Genomic DNA, 17,145 nt, shown 5'->3' on the forward strand with positions numbered 1-17,145 from the left:
ACACAAAGGGATGGTTATCCTCGATGCGAGATTCTCCCGAAACAAGTTCGGGACAGGCTATATGGCCTTTAAGAAAAAATTATAACCATATGAAAGAAACCATCCTCTCCCTCTGCCCCGGTCCCTGGAATGATTACGAACTGATCGACACCGGCGGATTTGAAAAACTGGAGCGAATCGGAAAATATATCCTCAGCCGCCCCGAGCCTCAAGCAATTTGGGACAAAAGTTTACCAGAATCAGAGTGGAGAAGTCTCGCTCATGCTCACTTTGCCAAAGAAAAAAACAATCCTGAAAAAGGCCAGTGGCAGCAAATCAAATCGATGCCACACAATTGGTCGATCGGCTATGAAAATGCAGAAGGGTTGAAAATGACCTTGAATCTTGCGCTGACTTCCTTCAAGCACATCGGACTTTTCCCGGAGCAAGCTGTCAATTGGGATTATTTATATCAGAAAATCAAATCATTTCCAGGCCAAAAACCCAAGGTTTTAAATCTTTTTGCCTATACCGGTGCAGCAAGTGTGGCCAGCCGGGCTGCAGGAGCTGATGTCACTCACCTCGATTCGGTGAAGCAGGTGGTCACTTGGTCCAAGCACAACATGGAATCTTCCGGTTTGGACGGAATCCGCTGGATGGTGGACGATGCAATGAAATTCATCAAACGCGAAGCCCGTCGGGGAAATATCTATCAGGGAATTATTCTTGACCCACCTGCCTATGGCCGAGGTCCGGAAGGTGAAAAATGGATCCTCGAGGAGCAAATCAACGACATGCTGAAAACTTGTGCGGAGATATTAGATCCGAAAGACCACTTCCTTCTCCTCAACATGTATTCCCTCAGCTTCTCCTCTCTGATTGCTGCCAATCTGATCAAGTCCAATTTCGGAGAAGTAAAAAATCCGGAACAGGGAGAACTCTATCTGGAAGAAAAGCAAGGCAAAAAACTTCCATTGGGCATTTTCTTCCGGTTTTCCAGCTTTTGATCAGAGTGTAAAAAATGAATAACCGACAGCTTTTCCTTTCTCATTTGGCCCAGACCACGGACTTTCCATTGTTGATCGAAGTGGAGAAAGCCGAGGGAATCTATCTTTTTGGGCCAAACGGTGAAAAATACACCGATCTTATTTCAGGAATCGGAGTAAGCAATGTCGGCCACCGCCACCCAAAAGTCATTGCTGCTATCCAATCTCAATTGGACAAATACCTGCACCTGATGGTGTATGGTGAATATGTGCAGACTCCACAAACAGTATTGGCAAAAGCACTTTGCGACACACTACCTTCCCAGCTCGACAATGTGTATTTGGTCAACAGCGGATCGGAAGCTGTTGAGGGAGCTCTCAAACTCGCCAAGCGCTACACCAACCGGAGAGAAATTATTTCCTGTGTCAATGCTTATCACGGCTCCAGCCACGGCTCACTCAGCGTAGGTGGAAATGAAATCTTTAAAAGAGCTTACCGTCCTCTACTACCCGGAATCAGCCATATTCATTACGGTGAAGCTTCAGATTTGGGGAAAATCACCGATCAAACTGCGGCGATAATTATCGAAACCATCCAGGGAGAAGCCGGGATTCGAGTTGCAAAAAAGGATTATTTCCTGGCTTTGCGGAAAAAATGCAACGAAACAGGAACACTTTTGATTTTGGATGAAATCCAGGCAGGCTTTGGACGGACCGGAAAATTCTGGGCGTTCGAGCATTTTGATATCGTGCCGGACATTTTGGTTTGTGCCAAAGGAATGGGCGGAGGAATGCCGATCGGGGCATTTATCGCGAACAAGGAAGTGATGGGAGTTTTGAAAAACAATCCACTTCTAGGCCACATTACCACTTTTGGTGGCCATCCTGTCAGCGCTGCAGCCTCATTGGCTACAGTTCAAATTTTGAAGGAAGAAAACCTGATCGAACAGGTTGAGGCAAAAGCCGAACTTTTCAAAAGCCTGCTTATACATCCAAAAATCAAAAGCATCCGGAATAAAGGACTGATGATGGCCGTGGAATTTGAGTCATTTGAAGAACTCAAACCCATTATCGACCGAGCAATTGAGCTGGGAGTGATTACCGATTGGTTTTTGTTTTGCGATGACTCTATGCGGATTGCACCGCCCTTGGTAATTACTGAAGAGGAAATCAGAGAAGCCTGCAAAGTAATTTTAAAGGCAATTGAAGAATCTTAAATTTTGAACTCCTTCATTGTGCTAAAGCAATTGCTTGGGTAATTTTTTCAAATCCTCCTTTCTCTTATCTTTTCTGAAATTTTTCCGAAATGAAAAAACTCCTAAGTTTTCTAGGATTCCTAGCCTTGTTGCTGGTCATTGGCTTATTGATTTTTATCTTTTACCAAAGTCCCCAATACAATGGTGAACTGAAACTAGATGGCCTGAAAGAGGAAGTGGAAGTACATTTTGACAAATACGGCATCCCTCATATCTATGCTCAAAACGAAACCGATGCCTATCGGGCATTAGGCTATGTGCATGCTCAAGACCGGCTTTTCCAACTGGAAATGATGCGCCGGGTTGGTTCCGGGACACTGGCTGAGTTTCTTGGAAAAGACCTTATGGAAGTGGATCAATTTTTTCATACGCTGGGCATCCCAAAGCACTCCAAAGAAAGTGCTGCTGCTTTTTTAGCTCAGGGAGAAACACCCTGGAAAAAGGCAGCGGAGGCGTATTTGGAAGGTGTGAATGAGTTTATTTCAAACGGCAAACTTCCTGTTGAATACCTGCTTTTGGGAGAAAAACCGCGGCCCTACACTATTGAAGACATGCATTCGATCGTGGGATATATGAGTTTCACATTCGCTATGGCACTGAAGACGGATCCTTTGGTCACTAAAATGGCCCGCGAACTTGGACCAGAATACCTGAATTCCCTTTCCATTCAGACCCTTCCTGAGCATTATGTCATTCCGGTAAATTATCCAGATTCTCTGAAAATGGGTTCAGTTTCTATGAATCCAAACCTTTCTGCTTTGTTCGGAAAACTGCCTGTACCACTTTTGGAAGGCAGCAATGCCTGGGTAATCTCAGGAAGTCGGACCAAATCCGGCAAGGTCATATTCAACAACGATACCCACATCGGCTTCTCCTCACCCTCGGTTTGGTATGAAGCGCATCTGGAATATCCCGGTTTCAGTTTTTATGGAAACCATCTTGCTGGAGTTCCTTTTGGATTGGTCGGTCATACACGGCATCACAGCATTGGTTTGACCATGTTCGAAAATGACGACCATGACTTTTTCGAAGAAAAACTGAACCCAAGCAATCCCAATGAAATCCTCGTCGGTGATTCCATTTTCCCGATTACTTCAAGAAAAGAACTGATCAACGTCAAAGGCCAGGAACCAGTTGAATTTGAAATCAGAGAAACGATCCATGGCCCGATTATCAATTCAGTTTCCAAAGAAATCGCTGCACTGACAAGCAATCCGGTTTCGTCATGGTGGGTTTACACTTTAGAACCCAGCATGGCTTTGGAAGCAATTTTTAAAATGAACCATGCCCAAAACATCCAGGTAGTGGCCGAGGCCGCAAGTCTGATCCATGCACCCGGATTGAATATCATGTACGGCGACAGTGCAGGAAATATTGCCTGGTGGGCTTCAGCAAAACTTCCTATCCGAAGCGAAAAGGTTCATTCCAAGATTTTTGCAGACGGCTCAGATCCGGAAAGTCAACCCAAAGGCTGGTATCCTTTTTCGGAAAATCCGCAAAGCATCAATCCCGAAATCGGTTTTGTCGCTTCTGCCAACAACCAGCCAGATTCGATGCGAAATGGCGTGTTTTTTCCTGGCTATTATTTCCCCGGACAACGCTGGAATCGGATTGCAAAAACCATCACTTCCCGAAACGATTGGGATCAGGAATCAATCAAAACCTTGCAGTTGGAAACGGTAAATGAAGTCCAGCCCAAAAATGCCCAGTTTATGCTTTCACACATCAAGCAGGAAGATTTTTCGGAGTTTTCAGATGCTTTGGAAGTTTTGCAAAATTGGGATGGAACTCATGACTTGGATTTAGAAGCTCCGACGGTTTATTACAAATGGCAATACCATATTCTGAGGCTTGCGATGGAGGATGAATTGGGCGAAGAGGCGTTCAAATCCTATTTGGAAACTTTCATCTTAGTCAGAAGTACCACACACTTTCTCTCTTATGAAGAAAATCCCTGGTGGGATAAAAGAGGCACAGATCCCAAAGAAACCCGAGAACAGATCATCACAGAAGCGCTTCAAATTTCTCTAGATGAGCTGAAATCTCAATTTGGAAAAGATTCTGAGGAATGGAAATGGGAAAAGGCTGTGAATGTGGAGCATCCCCATCCACTCGGAAGTCAAAAACCGCTGGACAAAATCTTCAACGTGACCACCGGGCCTGTCCCCGCCAATGAAGAATCAGTCAACAAACTGGCTTTTCGGCTGAATGGAGATGGGATTTACAAAGTCACCTCCGGGCCGGCTATGCGGATCATTTTGGACTTTTCGGATGTCGAAGGCTCCGTTTCCGTACTTCCGACCGGCAACAGCGGAAACCGCTTTAGTAGTCATTATGCTGATCAGAAGGAGCTTTTCGCAAAAGGAAAATACCGGGCCCAACTTATGAATGAGGCCGAAATCAGAGAAAAAGCAAAAGGAAAACTGTTATTGGTTCCAAATGAAAACTGACATGGAAAGCACAATTTTTAGAACCCTGAAGAATTCAATCTGGAGCCAGTTTGGTGCGAGTATGGACATGCTCGAAAACGCCATTGAGGCCTGTCCGGAGCAGATTTGGCAAGGCGAAAAAGCATTTTCCCATCAGGCCTTTCATACCCTGTTTTTTCTGGATTATTACCTGACTTTGAAGCCTGTGGGTTTTGCTCCGCCGTCCAATTTCACTTATTCAGAATTTGGGGAAGAGCCTCCTGTTGAGATCTTTTCAAAGGTGGAAATTCTGGATTATCTTCTTTTCTGCAAATCCAAGTTTGAAAAACTCCTATCCGAGCTGAATGAAAACCTTGCCGAGATCCGCTGGATCAATGAGTCAAAAACGATGGACTATTCCATCCTCGAAATTCTACTCTACAATCTCCGCCATGTCCAGCACCACGTTGGTCAGCTCAATCTGATGCTGAGGCAACAAATCGATGATTCACCTAGATGGGTTTACCGCTATGGAATTGATCCAAACTTTAATTCCTGAATTTGGGTTTCTAAGAAAAAAATGGGATGAAAAAGAAAGAGCCAAAAAACTACGAAATCCAGAAGCAGGAATCAGAATGGGAACAGATTCTGGATCCTCAGTCTTTTCATGTTTTGAGAGAAAAAGGAACCGAGAGACCCTTTACCGGGCAATATTACCTCAATAAGGAAACTGGAATCTACGAGTGCAAAGCCTGCGGAAATGGAATTTTTCACTCCTCCAAAAAGTATGACAGCGGCTGCGGTTGGCCAAGTTTTACCGAGCCCCTCACACCCGAATCCATCGATGTCCATATGGATTACAGCCACTTTATGGTCCGTGAGGAAATCCTCTGCGGCAAATGTGGCGGGCACTTGGGTCACCGCTTTCCCGATGGACCCAAAGATCAGGGGGGCATCCGCTATTGCATCAATTCGCTCAGCATGGATTTTAAAAAAGAATAATTTTCGCTTAATTGAAGTTTTAGAAAATATTCAAGTCATGACAAAGGAAGATGTAATCAATAAAACATTGAAGGTGCTTGACCAATTACCAGTCGAAAAAATCCAGGAGGTCAATGATTTTGCAGATTTTGTCCTAAAAAAACTTGAGGATCAAACCCTCCGAATTGGAATTCAAAAACTTGTGGAAAAAGGCAAACCCTCCGAATTTTTGAAAGATGAGGAAGATATCTATACTGTTGAGGATTTGAAGGAAAGATACCGGTGATTAAGGGAAATGCATTTTGAAAAAAGGGCTGAATCTTGAAAAACCTTTTCCAAGCCTCAGCCCTCGTATTTCGTCTTTTATAACGCGTACCTCAGATAATTCCTTTCTCAGGATGCCTTCCGGTCACCGTTCTGCCAAAGACCTTCATCTCTTCAATCTGCCCATCCATATCACCATTTGGATAGATGCAAGGACCGATGCCAGCCTCCTTCTTTTTGTAATCGAGATAGCCAATTACAACCGGAACATTAGCATCAAGTGCAATATGGTAAAATCCTGTTTTCCACTTTTTTACCGCGCTTCTGGTTCCCTCCGGAGTTACCATTATCACAAGTTCATCACGCTCTTTCAGCATGTTAACCATGGCTTCAGTGTAGGTTTGTTTTCTTCCTCCCGGGATTCGCTTTCGGTCGATGGCAATGGCTCCCAATCCGCTAAGCAGCCAACCCAAAGGGCCTACCATTACTTCCTTTTTGATTGTAAACCGGACTGGAATGTCCATAAGAAAAAAGGCCGCCCTGGCATAGAGGATGTCCCAGTTTGAGGTGTGGGGAATGGCGATCAAAACTGCCTTTTTAAGGCCAACCGGCCAATTATCATTGAGGGTCCAACCTGAAATCCAAAAAACGAATCTGGAAAGGAGCTTCATCATACACTTAAATGTTTTGCGCTTGGGTTTGCGAGGTCCAAAATTGAGGGATTTTCTTCAATTACTTTCATGGTGTGATCATATCCGGCTTGAAATAATTCGGGGGCTTTTTTTATGTCAAATACTCCGAATTTCCCCAATCCAGGAGCCTCAATGAAATAGTCACATTTGGCTTTTCGGCTGTACACGTTGTAATTCATCGACATGATCACTGCCCGTTCGATCAGCTTTTTCATGTTTCTGATATTGCTCTCCTCAGGAAGGTGATTACAATTGACACCGATCACAAAATCACAAATCCCATCCAATGGCTCCACGGGCAAATTATTCAGCACTCCCCCGTCGACCAAGTGTTTATTACCGATCACGATTGGTTCAAACATCCCTGGGATACAGCTCGAAGCCATCAGTGGAGCGATCAATTCCCCTTCGTCAAAATAAACTACTTTTCCTTTACTGATATCTGTAGCCGCCACTGCGAGAGGTGTTTTGAGCTGCGCAAAGTCATTGTGCGGAAGGTAAATTTTAAAAAGGTCACCGACGTTTTCCATTTTCAGAATTCCTTTCAAAGAAATTGCCGGCCGCATAAATCTGAAAAAATTTGTTTCCACAATGATTTTCAGGATTTCTTCTGGTTGGTATCCCTGGCAATACATTGCACCTGCAATCGCACCGGCTGAAGTTCCGGAGACTTTGGTTGGAAAAATTCCGATTTCATTTAGGGCTTTTAGGACTCCCAAGTGAGAAATCCCCCTCACTCCTCCACCGGAAAGGGCAACACCGATTTTCAATTTAGATTTCATCCAGTCTGAATGTCTGATCTAAGCGTACGCCCCTCTCGGTCATTTTCACAGTACAGCATTCATGGACTGGATCATGCTCCAGAAAAAGTATATATCCTTCTCTTGCAGCTTCTTCCAAAAACGCCTCCTTTTCACCCATGGTAATCAATGGCCGGGTATCGTATCCCATAACATAGACCAATGGAATATGGCCAACAGAAGGAATCAAATCAGCTACAAATACCACAGTTTTACCTTTGTATTGAATCTTTGGAAGCATCTGCTTGTCCGTATGTCCATCCACTGTAATGAAATCAAATCCGGGAAAAAGACTTTTTTGACCCAGGTCCAAAAACTGCAATTGTCCCAATTCCTGCATAGGAAGGATGTTTTCAGTCAGGAAAGAAGCTTTTTCCCGGGGATTTGGAACTGTCGCCCATTGCCAGTGATCACTGTTGGACCAATAGGTGGCCCGTGGAAAAGTCATTTCATACTGTCCATGAGAACCGTATCTAACTCCACCCCCGCAATGGTCAAAGTGAAGGTGAGTTAGGAAATTGTCTGTGATCTGTTGAAAATTGACTCCAAGTCGATGTAAGTTTCTCTGAAGCGAATCCTCCCCATGGAGATGATAAAGGGCGAAAAATCTTGCTTGCTGCTTGTCGCCGATTCCATTGTCAATTAAAACCAATCGGTTACCATCCACCGCCAACAAACTTCGCATCGCCCAAGTGCAGAGGTTATTCTCGTCTGCTGGATTTGAGTGGGACCAAATTAATTTGGGCACTACCCCAAACATGGCACCACCATCCAATTTAAAAAAGCCTGTATTTATTGAGTATAATTCCATTTGGGCTTATTCTAATGGTTAAAAAGCCAGAAGCAACCATGTCACAGAGACAGATTGCTTCTTTTATAAGTTATCGGGATTGGCGCTTCCGCAATCTCTCCCGAGCTATCGGGATCTTTTAAATTATAAACTTCAAATTCTCATTCGACTACAACACCCATTGAGCAAAACTTCTCAATTCGTTGCTCAATCCGCTTTTCAGGTTTGATTTTGTCCAATTCTTTGAGAGATCTCAAAATGGCTTCTTTGATTGCATTAGACATCCACTTCAGATCCCGATGGGCTCCACCCAATGGCTCAGGAATAATATCATCCACCAATCCGTTGCCTTTCATATCCTTGGCAGTCAATTTAAGTGATTCAGCTGCCTGTTCTTTATAATCCCATGATCTCCAAAGGATAGTGGAGCAGTTTTCCGGTGAAATGACCGAATACCAGGAATTTTCAAGCATTATTACCCGGTCTCCAATGCCAATGCCCAAGGCTCCACCGGAAGCACCCTCACCGATAATAATGCAGATCACTGGGACTTTGAGCATAAACATCTCCTTCAGGTTTCTGGCAATAGCCTCTCCCTGACCTCTTTCCTCGGCTTCAAGTCCCGGAAATGCACCAGGAGTATCGATCAAGGTTACGATGGGTTTGCCGAATTTCTCCGCCATTTTCATCAATCTCAGCGCTTTTCTGTAGCCTTCCGGGTTGGCCATCCCAAAGTTGCGCATCTGGCGCTGTTTGGTATTTCTGCCCTTTTGCTGGCCAATAAACATGACCGTGCGCCCATCTACATCCCCGAGTCCGCCAATCATTGCTTTGTCGTCTTTGACATTTCGGTCTCCGAAGATTTCGATGAAGTCGTGGGTAATTTCGTAGATGTAATCAAGGGCATATGGACGTTCCGCATGCCGTGAAAGCTGCACTCGCTGCCAGCGTGTGAGGTTCTCGAAAGTCTCTTTTTTCAAAGCGAGAATTTTTTCCTCCAAAGACTCAATATCACTGCTTAGGTCGATATTCCGGCCTTTGGCCAAGTCTTTCATCTCTTGAAGTTTTTGCTCTAAATCAGCAATGGGTTTTTCGAATTCTAATACCATTTTGGTGATTTTTGGAAGGAACAAAGATAAGGATTATCCCATAGTGACAAACCCCGGATTTAGGCTGAAAGAGTTTATGGCATTTAAAAAACTATTCAACTGAATAAGAAACAGATAGAATAAGGGAAGAAAATTATTAAATCCAGGTATTGCAGGAAAAGATCAATTTCCTACCTTTGCACCACTCCAAACGAGGAGTACATAAAACGGAGTGGTAGTTCAGCTGGTTAGAATGCCTGCCTGTCACGCAGGAGGTCGCGGGTTCGAGTCCCGTCCATTCCGCATAAGTGATTTATTAGAAGCTAAACCATTAGGAGTGGTAGTTCAGCTGGTTAGATGCTTGTCCCGATCATTTCGGGAAGGTCGCTGGTCAGAGTTCAAAACTCAAAAAAATTGGAGTGGTAGTTCAGCTGGTTAGATGCTTGTCCCGATCATTTCGGGAAGGTCGCTGGTCAGAGTTCAAAACTCAAAAAAATTGGAGTGGTAGTTCAGCTGGTTAGAATGCCTGCCTGTCACGCAGGAGGTCGCGGGTTCGAGTCCCGTCCATTCCGCACTAAAGTCCCGAAGAAATTCGGGACTTTTTTGTTTTAAACCAGTCAGAAATGGTAGTTCAGCTGGTTAGAATGCTTGTCCCGATCATTTCGGGAAGGTCGCGGGTTCGAGTCCTCCCGATGCTCGGGACAGGCTGTCCATTCCGCTTAAAGCCCTAGAGAAATCTTGGGCTTTTTTGTTTTAAACCGATCGCAAATTCTAGTCCTCCCGATGCTCGGGACAGGCTGTCCATTCCGCTTAAAACCCGAGAGAAATCTTGGGCTTTTTTGTTTTAAACCGGTCGCAAGTTCTAGTTCTCCCGATGCTCGGGATGGAATATCCATTCCCCATTTGATATTTATTTGAAGGCAAACCAATTTGAGTGGTAGTTCAGCTGGTTAGAATGCTTGTCCCGATTCATCGGGAAGGTCGCGGGTTCGAGTCCTCCCGATTCTCGGGACAGGCTGTCCATTCCGCTTAAAGCCCGAGAGAAATCTTGGGCTTTTTTGTTTTAAACCGGTCGCAAGTTCTAGTTCTCCCGATGCTCGGGATGGAATATCCATTACCTATTTGATATTTATTTGAAGGCAAACCAATTTGAGTGGTAGTTCAGCTGGTTAGAATGCTTGTCCCGATTCATCGGGAAGGTCGCGGGTTCGAGTCCTCCCGATACTCGGGACAGGCTGTCCATTCCGCTTAAAGCCCCAGAGAAATCTTGGGCTTTTTTGTTTTAAACCGGTCGCAAATTCTAGTCCTCCCGATGCTCGGGATGGAATATCCATTCACCATTTGATATTTATTTGAAGGCAAACCAATTTGAGTGGTAGTTCAGCTGGTTAGAATGCTTGTCCCGATTCATCGGGAAGGTCGCGGGTTCGAGCCCTCCCGATTCTCGGGACAGGCTGTCCATTCCCCTTAAAGCCCGAGAGAAATCTTGGGCTTTTTTGTTTTAACCGGTCTAGAGTTCAAGTCCTCCCGATTCTCGGGACAGGCTGTCCATTCCGCTTAAAGCCCCAGAGAAATCCAGTTTACTCACCGCAGAGACGCAGAGGCCACAGAGTGAAAAAAATTAAGCACGATCAGCCAAGGACTTTTTGATTTGGATTTAGCCGAGTTAGATCCATTACTAATGGAAAACTACTTCCAAAAGAAACGAATACGCCAAATATTCTCCGCGGACTCTGCGCCTCCGCGGTGAAATTAAATCGCTCTTTCGTCCACCAAAACATCCACATTGGGATGAAGCCAAAGCAGGGAAGCGGGAAATTGAGTGCTCACTTCCTCTTTAAGAAGCCTCTGAAAAGCATCTTTTTTCCCCGAACCTGCAATGAAAAGCAATACCTTTTTTGACCGGAGAATCTCCCCCACTCCCATGGTCATCCCGAACGTCGGCGGCTGTTTCAATGATCTGATCATGCCATGGTTTAGAGTGGATTCCGCCAATTTTGAAACATGGAAACCCAGATTCAAGGCTTCACCGGGTTCGTTTAGCGCGATATGTCCGTTGACACCGATTCCCAAGATGCATACATCCACCGGGCCATGTAGCTCAAGCAAAGACTTCATCCGTTCACAATCACCTGTCGGGTCAGTGGTAAATGGATCAATGGTCAGATAGCGGTCCGGAGAAATCCCCAAAGGCTGAAGAAACTTGGTCTGAACATCATACTCAGAAGTGAAAGTAGATCCCGACTCCAAGCCTCCCCATTCGTCCAATTTCACGACTTTCAAGGTGCCACAAAAGTCGGGTTGTTCTTTTTGATAGCTCGCCATTTCGGCGTAAAGTCCGGAAGGAGATCCACCACTTGCTACGCAGAACAATAAATCGGGCTTTTTTTCAATTTCTTTTTTCACCAATTCGAAGCCTTTCCGGCTCATTTCAGCAAAATCAGGGAGGAATTGGAAGTTCATGTTCGGATTAGTTATAGGTTAATTCTACTAGTTGAGGATATTCCTGTGAGCTTTAGCTGGAAGACCGAGGACCGAAGACAGAAGAAGCCTGTTCTAAGTCTTTCCTTGAAAAGGGATGTCGCTTTGGGTTAATATTTCTGTCCTTAAATATCATGTAAAATCCTATTCGGAAATGATTCGATTATCATATGCGATATTTTTTTTGTTAAGCCACCGAGGGTGAAGCGTAGCAAACTGTCCTGCTTCTGGAGAAGCAAGACAACGCCGCACCTTAGTATCCAGCTTCTGGAGAAGCATGACAACCTAAAATTCTGTTCCTTTCTTTGTGCCTTAGGGTCTTTGTGGCCAAAACTCACCTATCCACAGATAAACCCTTTTTAGTTTCCAATTCCTTCTTATCTTATCCTTGTAAAACCTTACAAGACCACTACCCAACATGAAGAATCTCTACCTGGGAATCACCGCAGCCTTAATCCTGTCGGCCTCTCCCCTTTTTGGACAAAAAAATACCCCGAAACCAGATCCACTCAAGCAAGCAGTCCAACAAACGATCGATTCCAGATTTGCTTCCATGACAGATCTCAGCGACAAAATCTGGGCATTTGAAGAAACTGCATTTAACGAAACCCAATCCGCGGCAGCACTTTCTGCCTATGCCGAAGAATTGGGTTTCAAAGTGACCCGCGGTGTCGGGGAAATTCCAACAGCTTTTGTCGCAGAATACGGCTCCGGTGCCCCGATCATCGGCATCTTGGGAGAGTTTGATGCGTTACCCGGCCTTTCCCAAAACAAGGTTCCATTCAAAAGTCCGCTTCATGAAGACGCACCCGGTCACGGCTGTGGACACAATCTTTTTGGAGTGGCTTCACTGAGTGCCGCTGCTGCAATCAAAGACTTGATCGCTGAGGGAAAACTCAAAGGAACTGTCCGTTTTTACGGAACTCCAGCTGAGGAAAAATTCTTCGGCAAACTCTGGATGATCCGAGCCGGACTGATGGATGACGTGGATGTGATGATGGACTGGCATCCGGCAGCAGAAACTGAAACAGATGTTCAAAAGGGACTGGCTTTGGCGGATTTTATTGTGGAATTCAACGGGCAGGCAGCCCATGCCTCGGCAGATCCCTGGAACGGTCGCTCTGCCTCCGACGCGCTTGAATTGTACACCAGTGGAATCAATTACTACCGGGAGCATATCAAGCCTACGGTAAGAATTCATTACCACATCCAAGACGGCGGACAGGTGGTCAACGTAGTGCCGGACTATAGCCGTCTCTGGGTGCGGGTGAGGGACACCAGCCGCGAGGGATTGGAGCCGGTTTGGAAACAGGTGGAAAAAATGGCCGAAGGGGCAGCGATCCTGGCCAATGTGGATTACAAAGTCACTTTGGTATCAGGGGTTCATGAGATTTTGGTCAACCGGACCGGATCGGAATATATGCAACAAAATCTCGAAGCTCTGGGACCGATCACCTACACCCCCGAAGAGCAAGAATTTGCAAAAAAAATCCAGGAAGCCACCGGCAAGCCTCAAATCGGCCTTCTTTCAGAAATCAAGCCACTGAAAGAAACCCTGGAACACAGTATGGGCGGAAGTACCGATGTGGGTGATGTCAGCTGGGTAGTTCCGACGATCCGCCTCAGTGCCACCACAGCACCCAACGGCACACCTTGGCACTCTTGGGCAGTGGTCGCTTCGGGAGGAATGTCCATCGGACACAAAGGAATGGGCTATGCCGCAAAAGCCTTGGCCATGACCATGGTGGATCTCTACCAAAACGAAACCCTGAGAAACGAGATCCAAGCTGAATTCAAGGAGAAAAAAGGAGACTATGTCTACAAAGGAATCGTACCAGACGGCCCTCCGCCTTTGAAGGCTGGGTATTGAGTTGAGGTAAACAATTCGCAACTACCCGAAACAATTGCGTAAGGCATTCAAATAGGCATGCCTTACGCAGTAGTTGCGCAAAGACAAACCTTGGCAGCAATTTTCAATTGGACAGATGGTACACACCAATAAAAAGAAAATAAGAGGATGGACAAGGAGAATAGGACACGTGGATTCTTGGTTCTATACTTACAAAACACCTGACATTAAATCATTTCATAGCCGTGGAGAAGATTACGTTAAAGTAAGAATTGATCCATGGAATAGACTATGTGAGAGGGTTCCTCCAAATTGGTACTTCAGACTTATAATTCAAAGACTGATTGACATTCATGATCATTGGAAAAAAAGTTATGATGTTTTAAAACAACCATTTGATCTACAGATTTGGCTGAATGATCCAAATACAATAAGAAGTCAAGTGGTGTGTGCAAATGTTGAGACAACAGGAATAAAGAGGGACAACTATTATCGACAAAGTAAAGACAACATAGAGTTTCCGACTCTTAAATGGAAATCAAAAACATATGACCTTTCAAGATTTGAGTGGACACTGTTTGATGATGAAGATCTTCGATTTAAAAATATTGAGGGACTTAGTGAGGAGGAAATTGAAGAATTAGAGAAATTAGGATTCAAGACTGAAGAAACAGTAATAAATGGACAACCTGAGACGATGTATGCAAGAAAGGTGGGACATGTTTGGATCGGACGCGAGAAATGAAAACTGCTGCCAACAATGGCTATAAAACATATGCTATATCGTAGGTTATTAAAGTGTGTGCAAGTAAATTTCGCTAGCAACGTGGGACAAAGATGTGGATATTTTCACGCATACGTTTTATAGCCGAGCGTTGGCGGTAATTATAAAAAGAAGCACAATGAAGAAACAAGATTTATTAATAAGAATTGACCATTTGATAAAACAGGGCAATGCTGTTCTTGCAACAAAGCAACGCAGTGATTTTAGTGGAAATTATGTTAACATGGGTCTGCAAATTGGATTTCGTGCCGCATCATTGTCATTTATCAGAAATCTTTATAGCGAAACTCATCCATTCTTTAAAACTTTTGATGAAAGGGTAAAAGGCCAAGCATATCATGAAGCAGAAAATGGAGTTAATATTTTGAAATCGATAAGGGATGAAGTTGAAAATGATTGGTTAATCTCAATTAAAGAAATGGTATCGGCAGAGATTTTTACCGACTTCCTTGATATGAGCAAATACTTGTTAGACCAAAACTACAAAGACCCCGCAGCTGTGATGTTAGGTTCTGTGTTAGAAGAACACTTACGTCAATTGTGTAAAAAGAATTCTGTTGACATTGATTTCCTAAATAAGTCAGGAGATTACGTTCCAAAGAAAGCGGACAGCCTTAATTCTGATTTGGTAAAAGCTGGTGTATATGGAGTACTAGAACAAAAGAATGTTACTGCATGGCTTGACTTAAGAAATAGAGCTGCGCACGGAAAATATGGAGAATATTCTAAAGAGCAGGTTGACCTTATGTATCAAGGTGTTTTGAATTTTATAATGACAAATAAATAAGAACAAAACGCCAATCGAGTAGACGGCCTCGCCAACCGTTAAGTTGACGAGGTGCGCTTCTCACACCACCGTAAGAACGGGTCTCGTATACGGCGGTTCACCCCGCTAGGCGTTGACTACTTCTTTCTTCGCTGGTTTTCAAATTGACGTTGTCCTAGTTGAGATTGCCTTCCCTGCATCCTGGCCCAAGGTTAAAATGATTCGCCGCGGCGAATCATTTTTATACACCTTGTCCTACCTTTTTATTTTTTGAATTTGTAATTCAATCAATACACCTTGCGTTTGGACTATCCCTTGAAACTTCAGCCGATTGCCTATATTCAGTATCTCTTGAAAGGTACGAACACCCCGCCATGACCAATACAAAACACCTCTTCCTCCTCTTCATTTTCCTTGTTATGGGAACCACTCAGAAAGATCCACGAACCGAATTTTTTCCAAGACTTGAAGAGAAACCCAAGGAAATTCCAGCCAAAGAAAACCTTTGGGTTTTCATTCTTGCAGGGCAATCCAATATGGCAGGGCGTGGAAAAGTAGAGCCCATGGACACGATCCCTGACCCAAGGATTTTGACCATCAACAAGACCGGAGAAGTGATCCTGGCCAAAGAACCGCTCCACTTCTATGAACCTATGCTGACGGGATTGGACTGTGGCCTTTCGTTTGGAAAAGAATTACTGAAGCACATTCCAGACAGCATTTCCATTTTGTTGATTCCCACAGCCGTTGGGGGAAGTGCGATCAATCAATGGATTACCGATGAAACCTTCCGAAATGTTCCTCTACTCTCCAATTTCAGGGAAAAAGCAGCACTTGGGCAACAGTATGGAACCGTCAAGGCCATCCTTTGGCATCAGGGAGAAAGTGATGCAGCCACATCGGAAACCATTGAAATCTATGATAAACAACTGGCAGTTTTATTCGAAAAGTTTAGGACTGAAGTTGGGAATCCCACACTACCCATTTCAATGGGCCGATTAGGTTCTTATTCAAAGACAGACGAACCCTGGCAAGCGATAAATTCCAAAATGGAAGCATATCAAAAAACGGATCCCTATGCTAATTTGATCAAGACGAAGGATCTGAACCATAAGGGTGATTCAATTCATTTTGACGCGGAAGGACAGCGGGAAATGGGAAAAAGGCATGCCAAAGCATTAATCCAAAGACGCAAAGTCCTCAACGAGTAAAATACCTCGCCTGAATTCTCAGACAAATCCAGCATAGAAAAAGAAAGACCTTATTGAAACCAGGTTCCAATAAGGTCTTTAAATTCCCTTCTTTAGTATCCAATTTTTGAGGCTTCAACCCTCAGTCGATAGAACTTCAGAATTTCAAGTGACCTCTGTAAGGATAGTTAGCCTCCTCAATGTCATCCTTCATATCCAATCGACCAGAGACACCAGTGAATACTCCATCACCGCTACCCTTCACAATAGGATGCTGGCAACGGCCGAAGATCTCCAGTCCCAAATAAGAACCGTCTTCGGCACATCCCTCATACTTCGCAGTAAATACGTAAGTCGTCCTAAACGTACCAAATTCCCCCTTGTAAGTACCAACGAAGAGCTCACTTCCTTTCTCATAGTAAGCCCCGCTTGAATTGCATTTGAATTCTTCAACAAATACAAATAAACACCCCTCGAGGTCTCCTGTCATACTGACTGCAAAAGTGGCGCCTTGGCTTCCGGAACCGCAATCATCTGCTGCATCAAAATATCCAATTCCGTCGACTTGGGTCGCTCCATTTACCTTCTTCGATGAAGATGACAATCTATCCTCTGCAAAATCAGCAGACGCAGGGAATTCAGTGCCACAGCCAAACATGAGTAGGCCACAGCATAAGACCAGGTAAGCAAAAATTTTGTTTTTCATGAGTAATAATTGGTTGAAAGTGAATAATAAAAACTATTAAAAACCTGTAAGCACCTTCAGGATTCGGAAAATACTTAAAGGATAATCTTCAATTTGACAAAAGCCAATAATTAAGAAGTTTAACC

The 17,145-nt window shown here is 44.3% G+C and carries 16 protein-coding genes and 2 tRNA genes; 12 read left to right on the forward strand and 6 right to left on the reverse strand.

Features of this window, described 5'->3' with window-relative positions:
• Window positions 1-89 precede the first annotated feature (89 nt).
• From B0E43_RS16085 to B0E43_RS16110, 6 genes are all read left to right on the forward strand, one after another.
• On the forward strand, window positions 90-986 hold the full coding sequence (locus B0E43_RS16085; RefSeq protein WP_077351575.1) for a class I SAM-dependent methyltransferase: 897 nt from the start codon (window positions 90-92) through the stop codon (window positions 984-986).
• A gap of 14 nt (window positions 987-1,000) precedes the next feature.
• On the forward strand, window positions 1,001-2,182 hold the full coding sequence (locus tag B0E43_RS16090) for an aspartate aminotransferase family protein (RefSeq protein ID WP_077351577.1): 1,182 nt from the start codon (window positions 1,001-1,003) through the stop codon (window positions 2,180-2,182).
• Between the two features lie 89 nt (window positions 2,183-2,271).
• Entirely contained in the window at window positions 2,272-4,671 is a 2,400-nt protein-coding gene (locus tag B0E43_RS16095) for a penicillin acylase family protein (RefSeq protein WP_077351579.1), read from the forward strand.
• Entirely contained in the window at window positions 4,661-5,188 is a 528-nt protein-coding gene (locus tag B0E43_RS16100; protein WP_217349176.1) for a DinB family protein, read from the forward strand. The genes B0E43_RS16095 and B0E43_RS16100 overlap by 11 nt, the downstream gene beginning before the upstream one ends.
• A gap of 26 nt (window positions 5,189-5,214) precedes the next feature.
• Entirely contained in the window at window positions 5,215-5,631 is a 417-nt protein-coding gene (gene msrB / locus B0E43_RS16105; RefSeq protein ID WP_077351581.1) for a peptide-methionine (R)-S-oxide reductase MsrB, read from the forward strand.
• A gap of 37 nt (window positions 5,632-5,668) precedes the next feature.
• Window positions 5,669-5,896, forward strand: coding sequence for a hypothetical protein (locus tag B0E43_RS16110; protein WP_077351583.1), 228 nt, complete (start codon window positions 5,669-5,671; stop codon window positions 5,894-5,896).
• 91 nt (window positions 5,897-5,987) lie between these two features.
• On the opposite strand, the gene B0E43_RS16115 is transcribed toward B0E43_RS16110, so the two are convergent.
• The 4 genes from B0E43_RS16115 to B0E43_RS16130 form a co-directional block, all read right to left on the reverse strand.
• Window positions 5,988-6,548 carry a 1-acyl-sn-glycerol-3-phosphate acyltransferase gene (locus tag B0E43_RS16115; protein ID WP_077351585.1) on the reverse strand — a complete coding sequence of 187 codons (561 nt, stop codon included), beginning with the start codon at window positions 6,546-6,548 and terminating at the stop codon, window positions 5,988-5,990.
• Window positions 6,545-7,348, reverse strand: coding sequence for a patatin-like phospholipase family protein (locus B0E43_RS16120; protein WP_077351587.1), 804 nt, complete (start codon window positions 7,346-7,348; stop codon window positions 6,545-6,547). The genes B0E43_RS16115 and B0E43_RS16120 overlap by 4 nt, the downstream gene beginning before the upstream one ends.
• Entirely contained in the window at window positions 7,338-8,177 is an 840-nt protein-coding gene (locus tag B0E43_RS16125; RefSeq protein ID WP_077351589.1) for an MBL fold metallo-hydrolase, read from the reverse strand. Before B0E43_RS16125 ends, B0E43_RS16120 begins: the two co-directional genes overlap by 11 nt.
• 140 nt (window positions 8,178-8,317) lie before the next feature.
• Complete coding sequence (locus tag B0E43_RS16130) at window positions 8,318-9,265, reverse strand: acetyl-CoA carboxylase carboxyltransferase subunit alpha (protein ID WP_077351633.1); 948 nt, start codon at window positions 9,263-9,265, stop codon at window positions 8,318-8,320.
• Window positions 9,266-9,473: 208 nt separating this feature from the next.
• Here B0E43_RS16130 and B0E43_RS16135 point away from each other — a divergent pair.
• Window positions 9,474-9,547 (forward strand) — tRNA-Asp (locus B0E43_RS16135).
• A 195-nt stretch (window positions 9,548-9,742) separates the two neighbouring features.
• Window positions 9,743-9,816 (forward strand) — tRNA-Asp (locus B0E43_RS16140).
• A 1,180-nt stretch (window positions 9,817-10,996) separates the two neighbouring features.
• Here the strand turns inward: B0E43_RS16140 and B0E43_RS16155 are convergent.
• Window positions 10,997-11,707: a 6-phosphogluconolactonase gene (locus tag B0E43_RS16155; protein WP_077351591.1), complete on the reverse strand. Its 711-nt coding sequence runs from the start codon at window positions 11,705-11,707 to the stop codon at window positions 10,997-10,999.
• Window positions 11,708-12,143: 436 nt separating this feature from the next.
• Between B0E43_RS16155 and B0E43_RS16160 the strand changes: the two genes are divergently transcribed.
• From B0E43_RS16160 to B0E43_RS16175, 4 genes are all read left to right on the forward strand, one after another.
• Window positions 12,144-13,595 carry an amidohydrolase gene (locus B0E43_RS16160; protein WP_077351593.1) on the forward strand — a complete coding sequence of 484 codons (1,452 nt, stop codon included), beginning with the start codon at window positions 12,144-12,146 and terminating at the stop codon, window positions 13,593-13,595.
• Between the two features lie 115 nt (window positions 13,596-13,710).
• A complete protein-coding gene (locus tag B0E43_RS16165; protein ID WP_077351595.1) occupies window positions 13,711-14,319 on the forward strand; it encodes a hypothetical protein in 609 nt (202 codons plus the stop codon).
• Between the two features lie 157 nt (window positions 14,320-14,476).
• A complete protein-coding gene (locus tag B0E43_RS16170) occupies window positions 14,477-15,145 on the forward strand; it encodes a hypothetical protein (RefSeq protein WP_077351635.1) in 669 nt (222 codons plus the stop codon).
• 353 nt (window positions 15,146-15,498) lie between these two features.
• A complete protein-coding gene (locus B0E43_RS16175) occupies window positions 15,499-16,335 on the forward strand; it encodes a sialate O-acetylesterase (protein WP_077351597.1) in 837 nt (278 codons plus the stop codon).
• Window positions 16,336-16,471: 136 nt separating this feature from the next.
• On the opposite strand, the gene B0E43_RS16180 is transcribed toward B0E43_RS16175, so the two are convergent.
• Window positions 16,472-16,972 carry a hypothetical protein gene (locus B0E43_RS16180; protein WP_139352792.1) on the reverse strand — a complete coding sequence of 167 codons (501 nt, stop codon included), beginning with the start codon at window positions 16,970-16,972 and terminating at the stop codon, window positions 16,472-16,474.
• Window positions 16,973-17,145 lie beyond the last annotated feature (173 nt).

It is taken from the genome of Algoriphagus sp. A40, from assembly GCF_002002735.1.
In the GTDB taxonomy this organism is placed as follows: domain Bacteria; phylum Bacteroidota; class Bacteroidia; order Cytophagales; family Cyclobacteriaceae; genus Algoriphagus.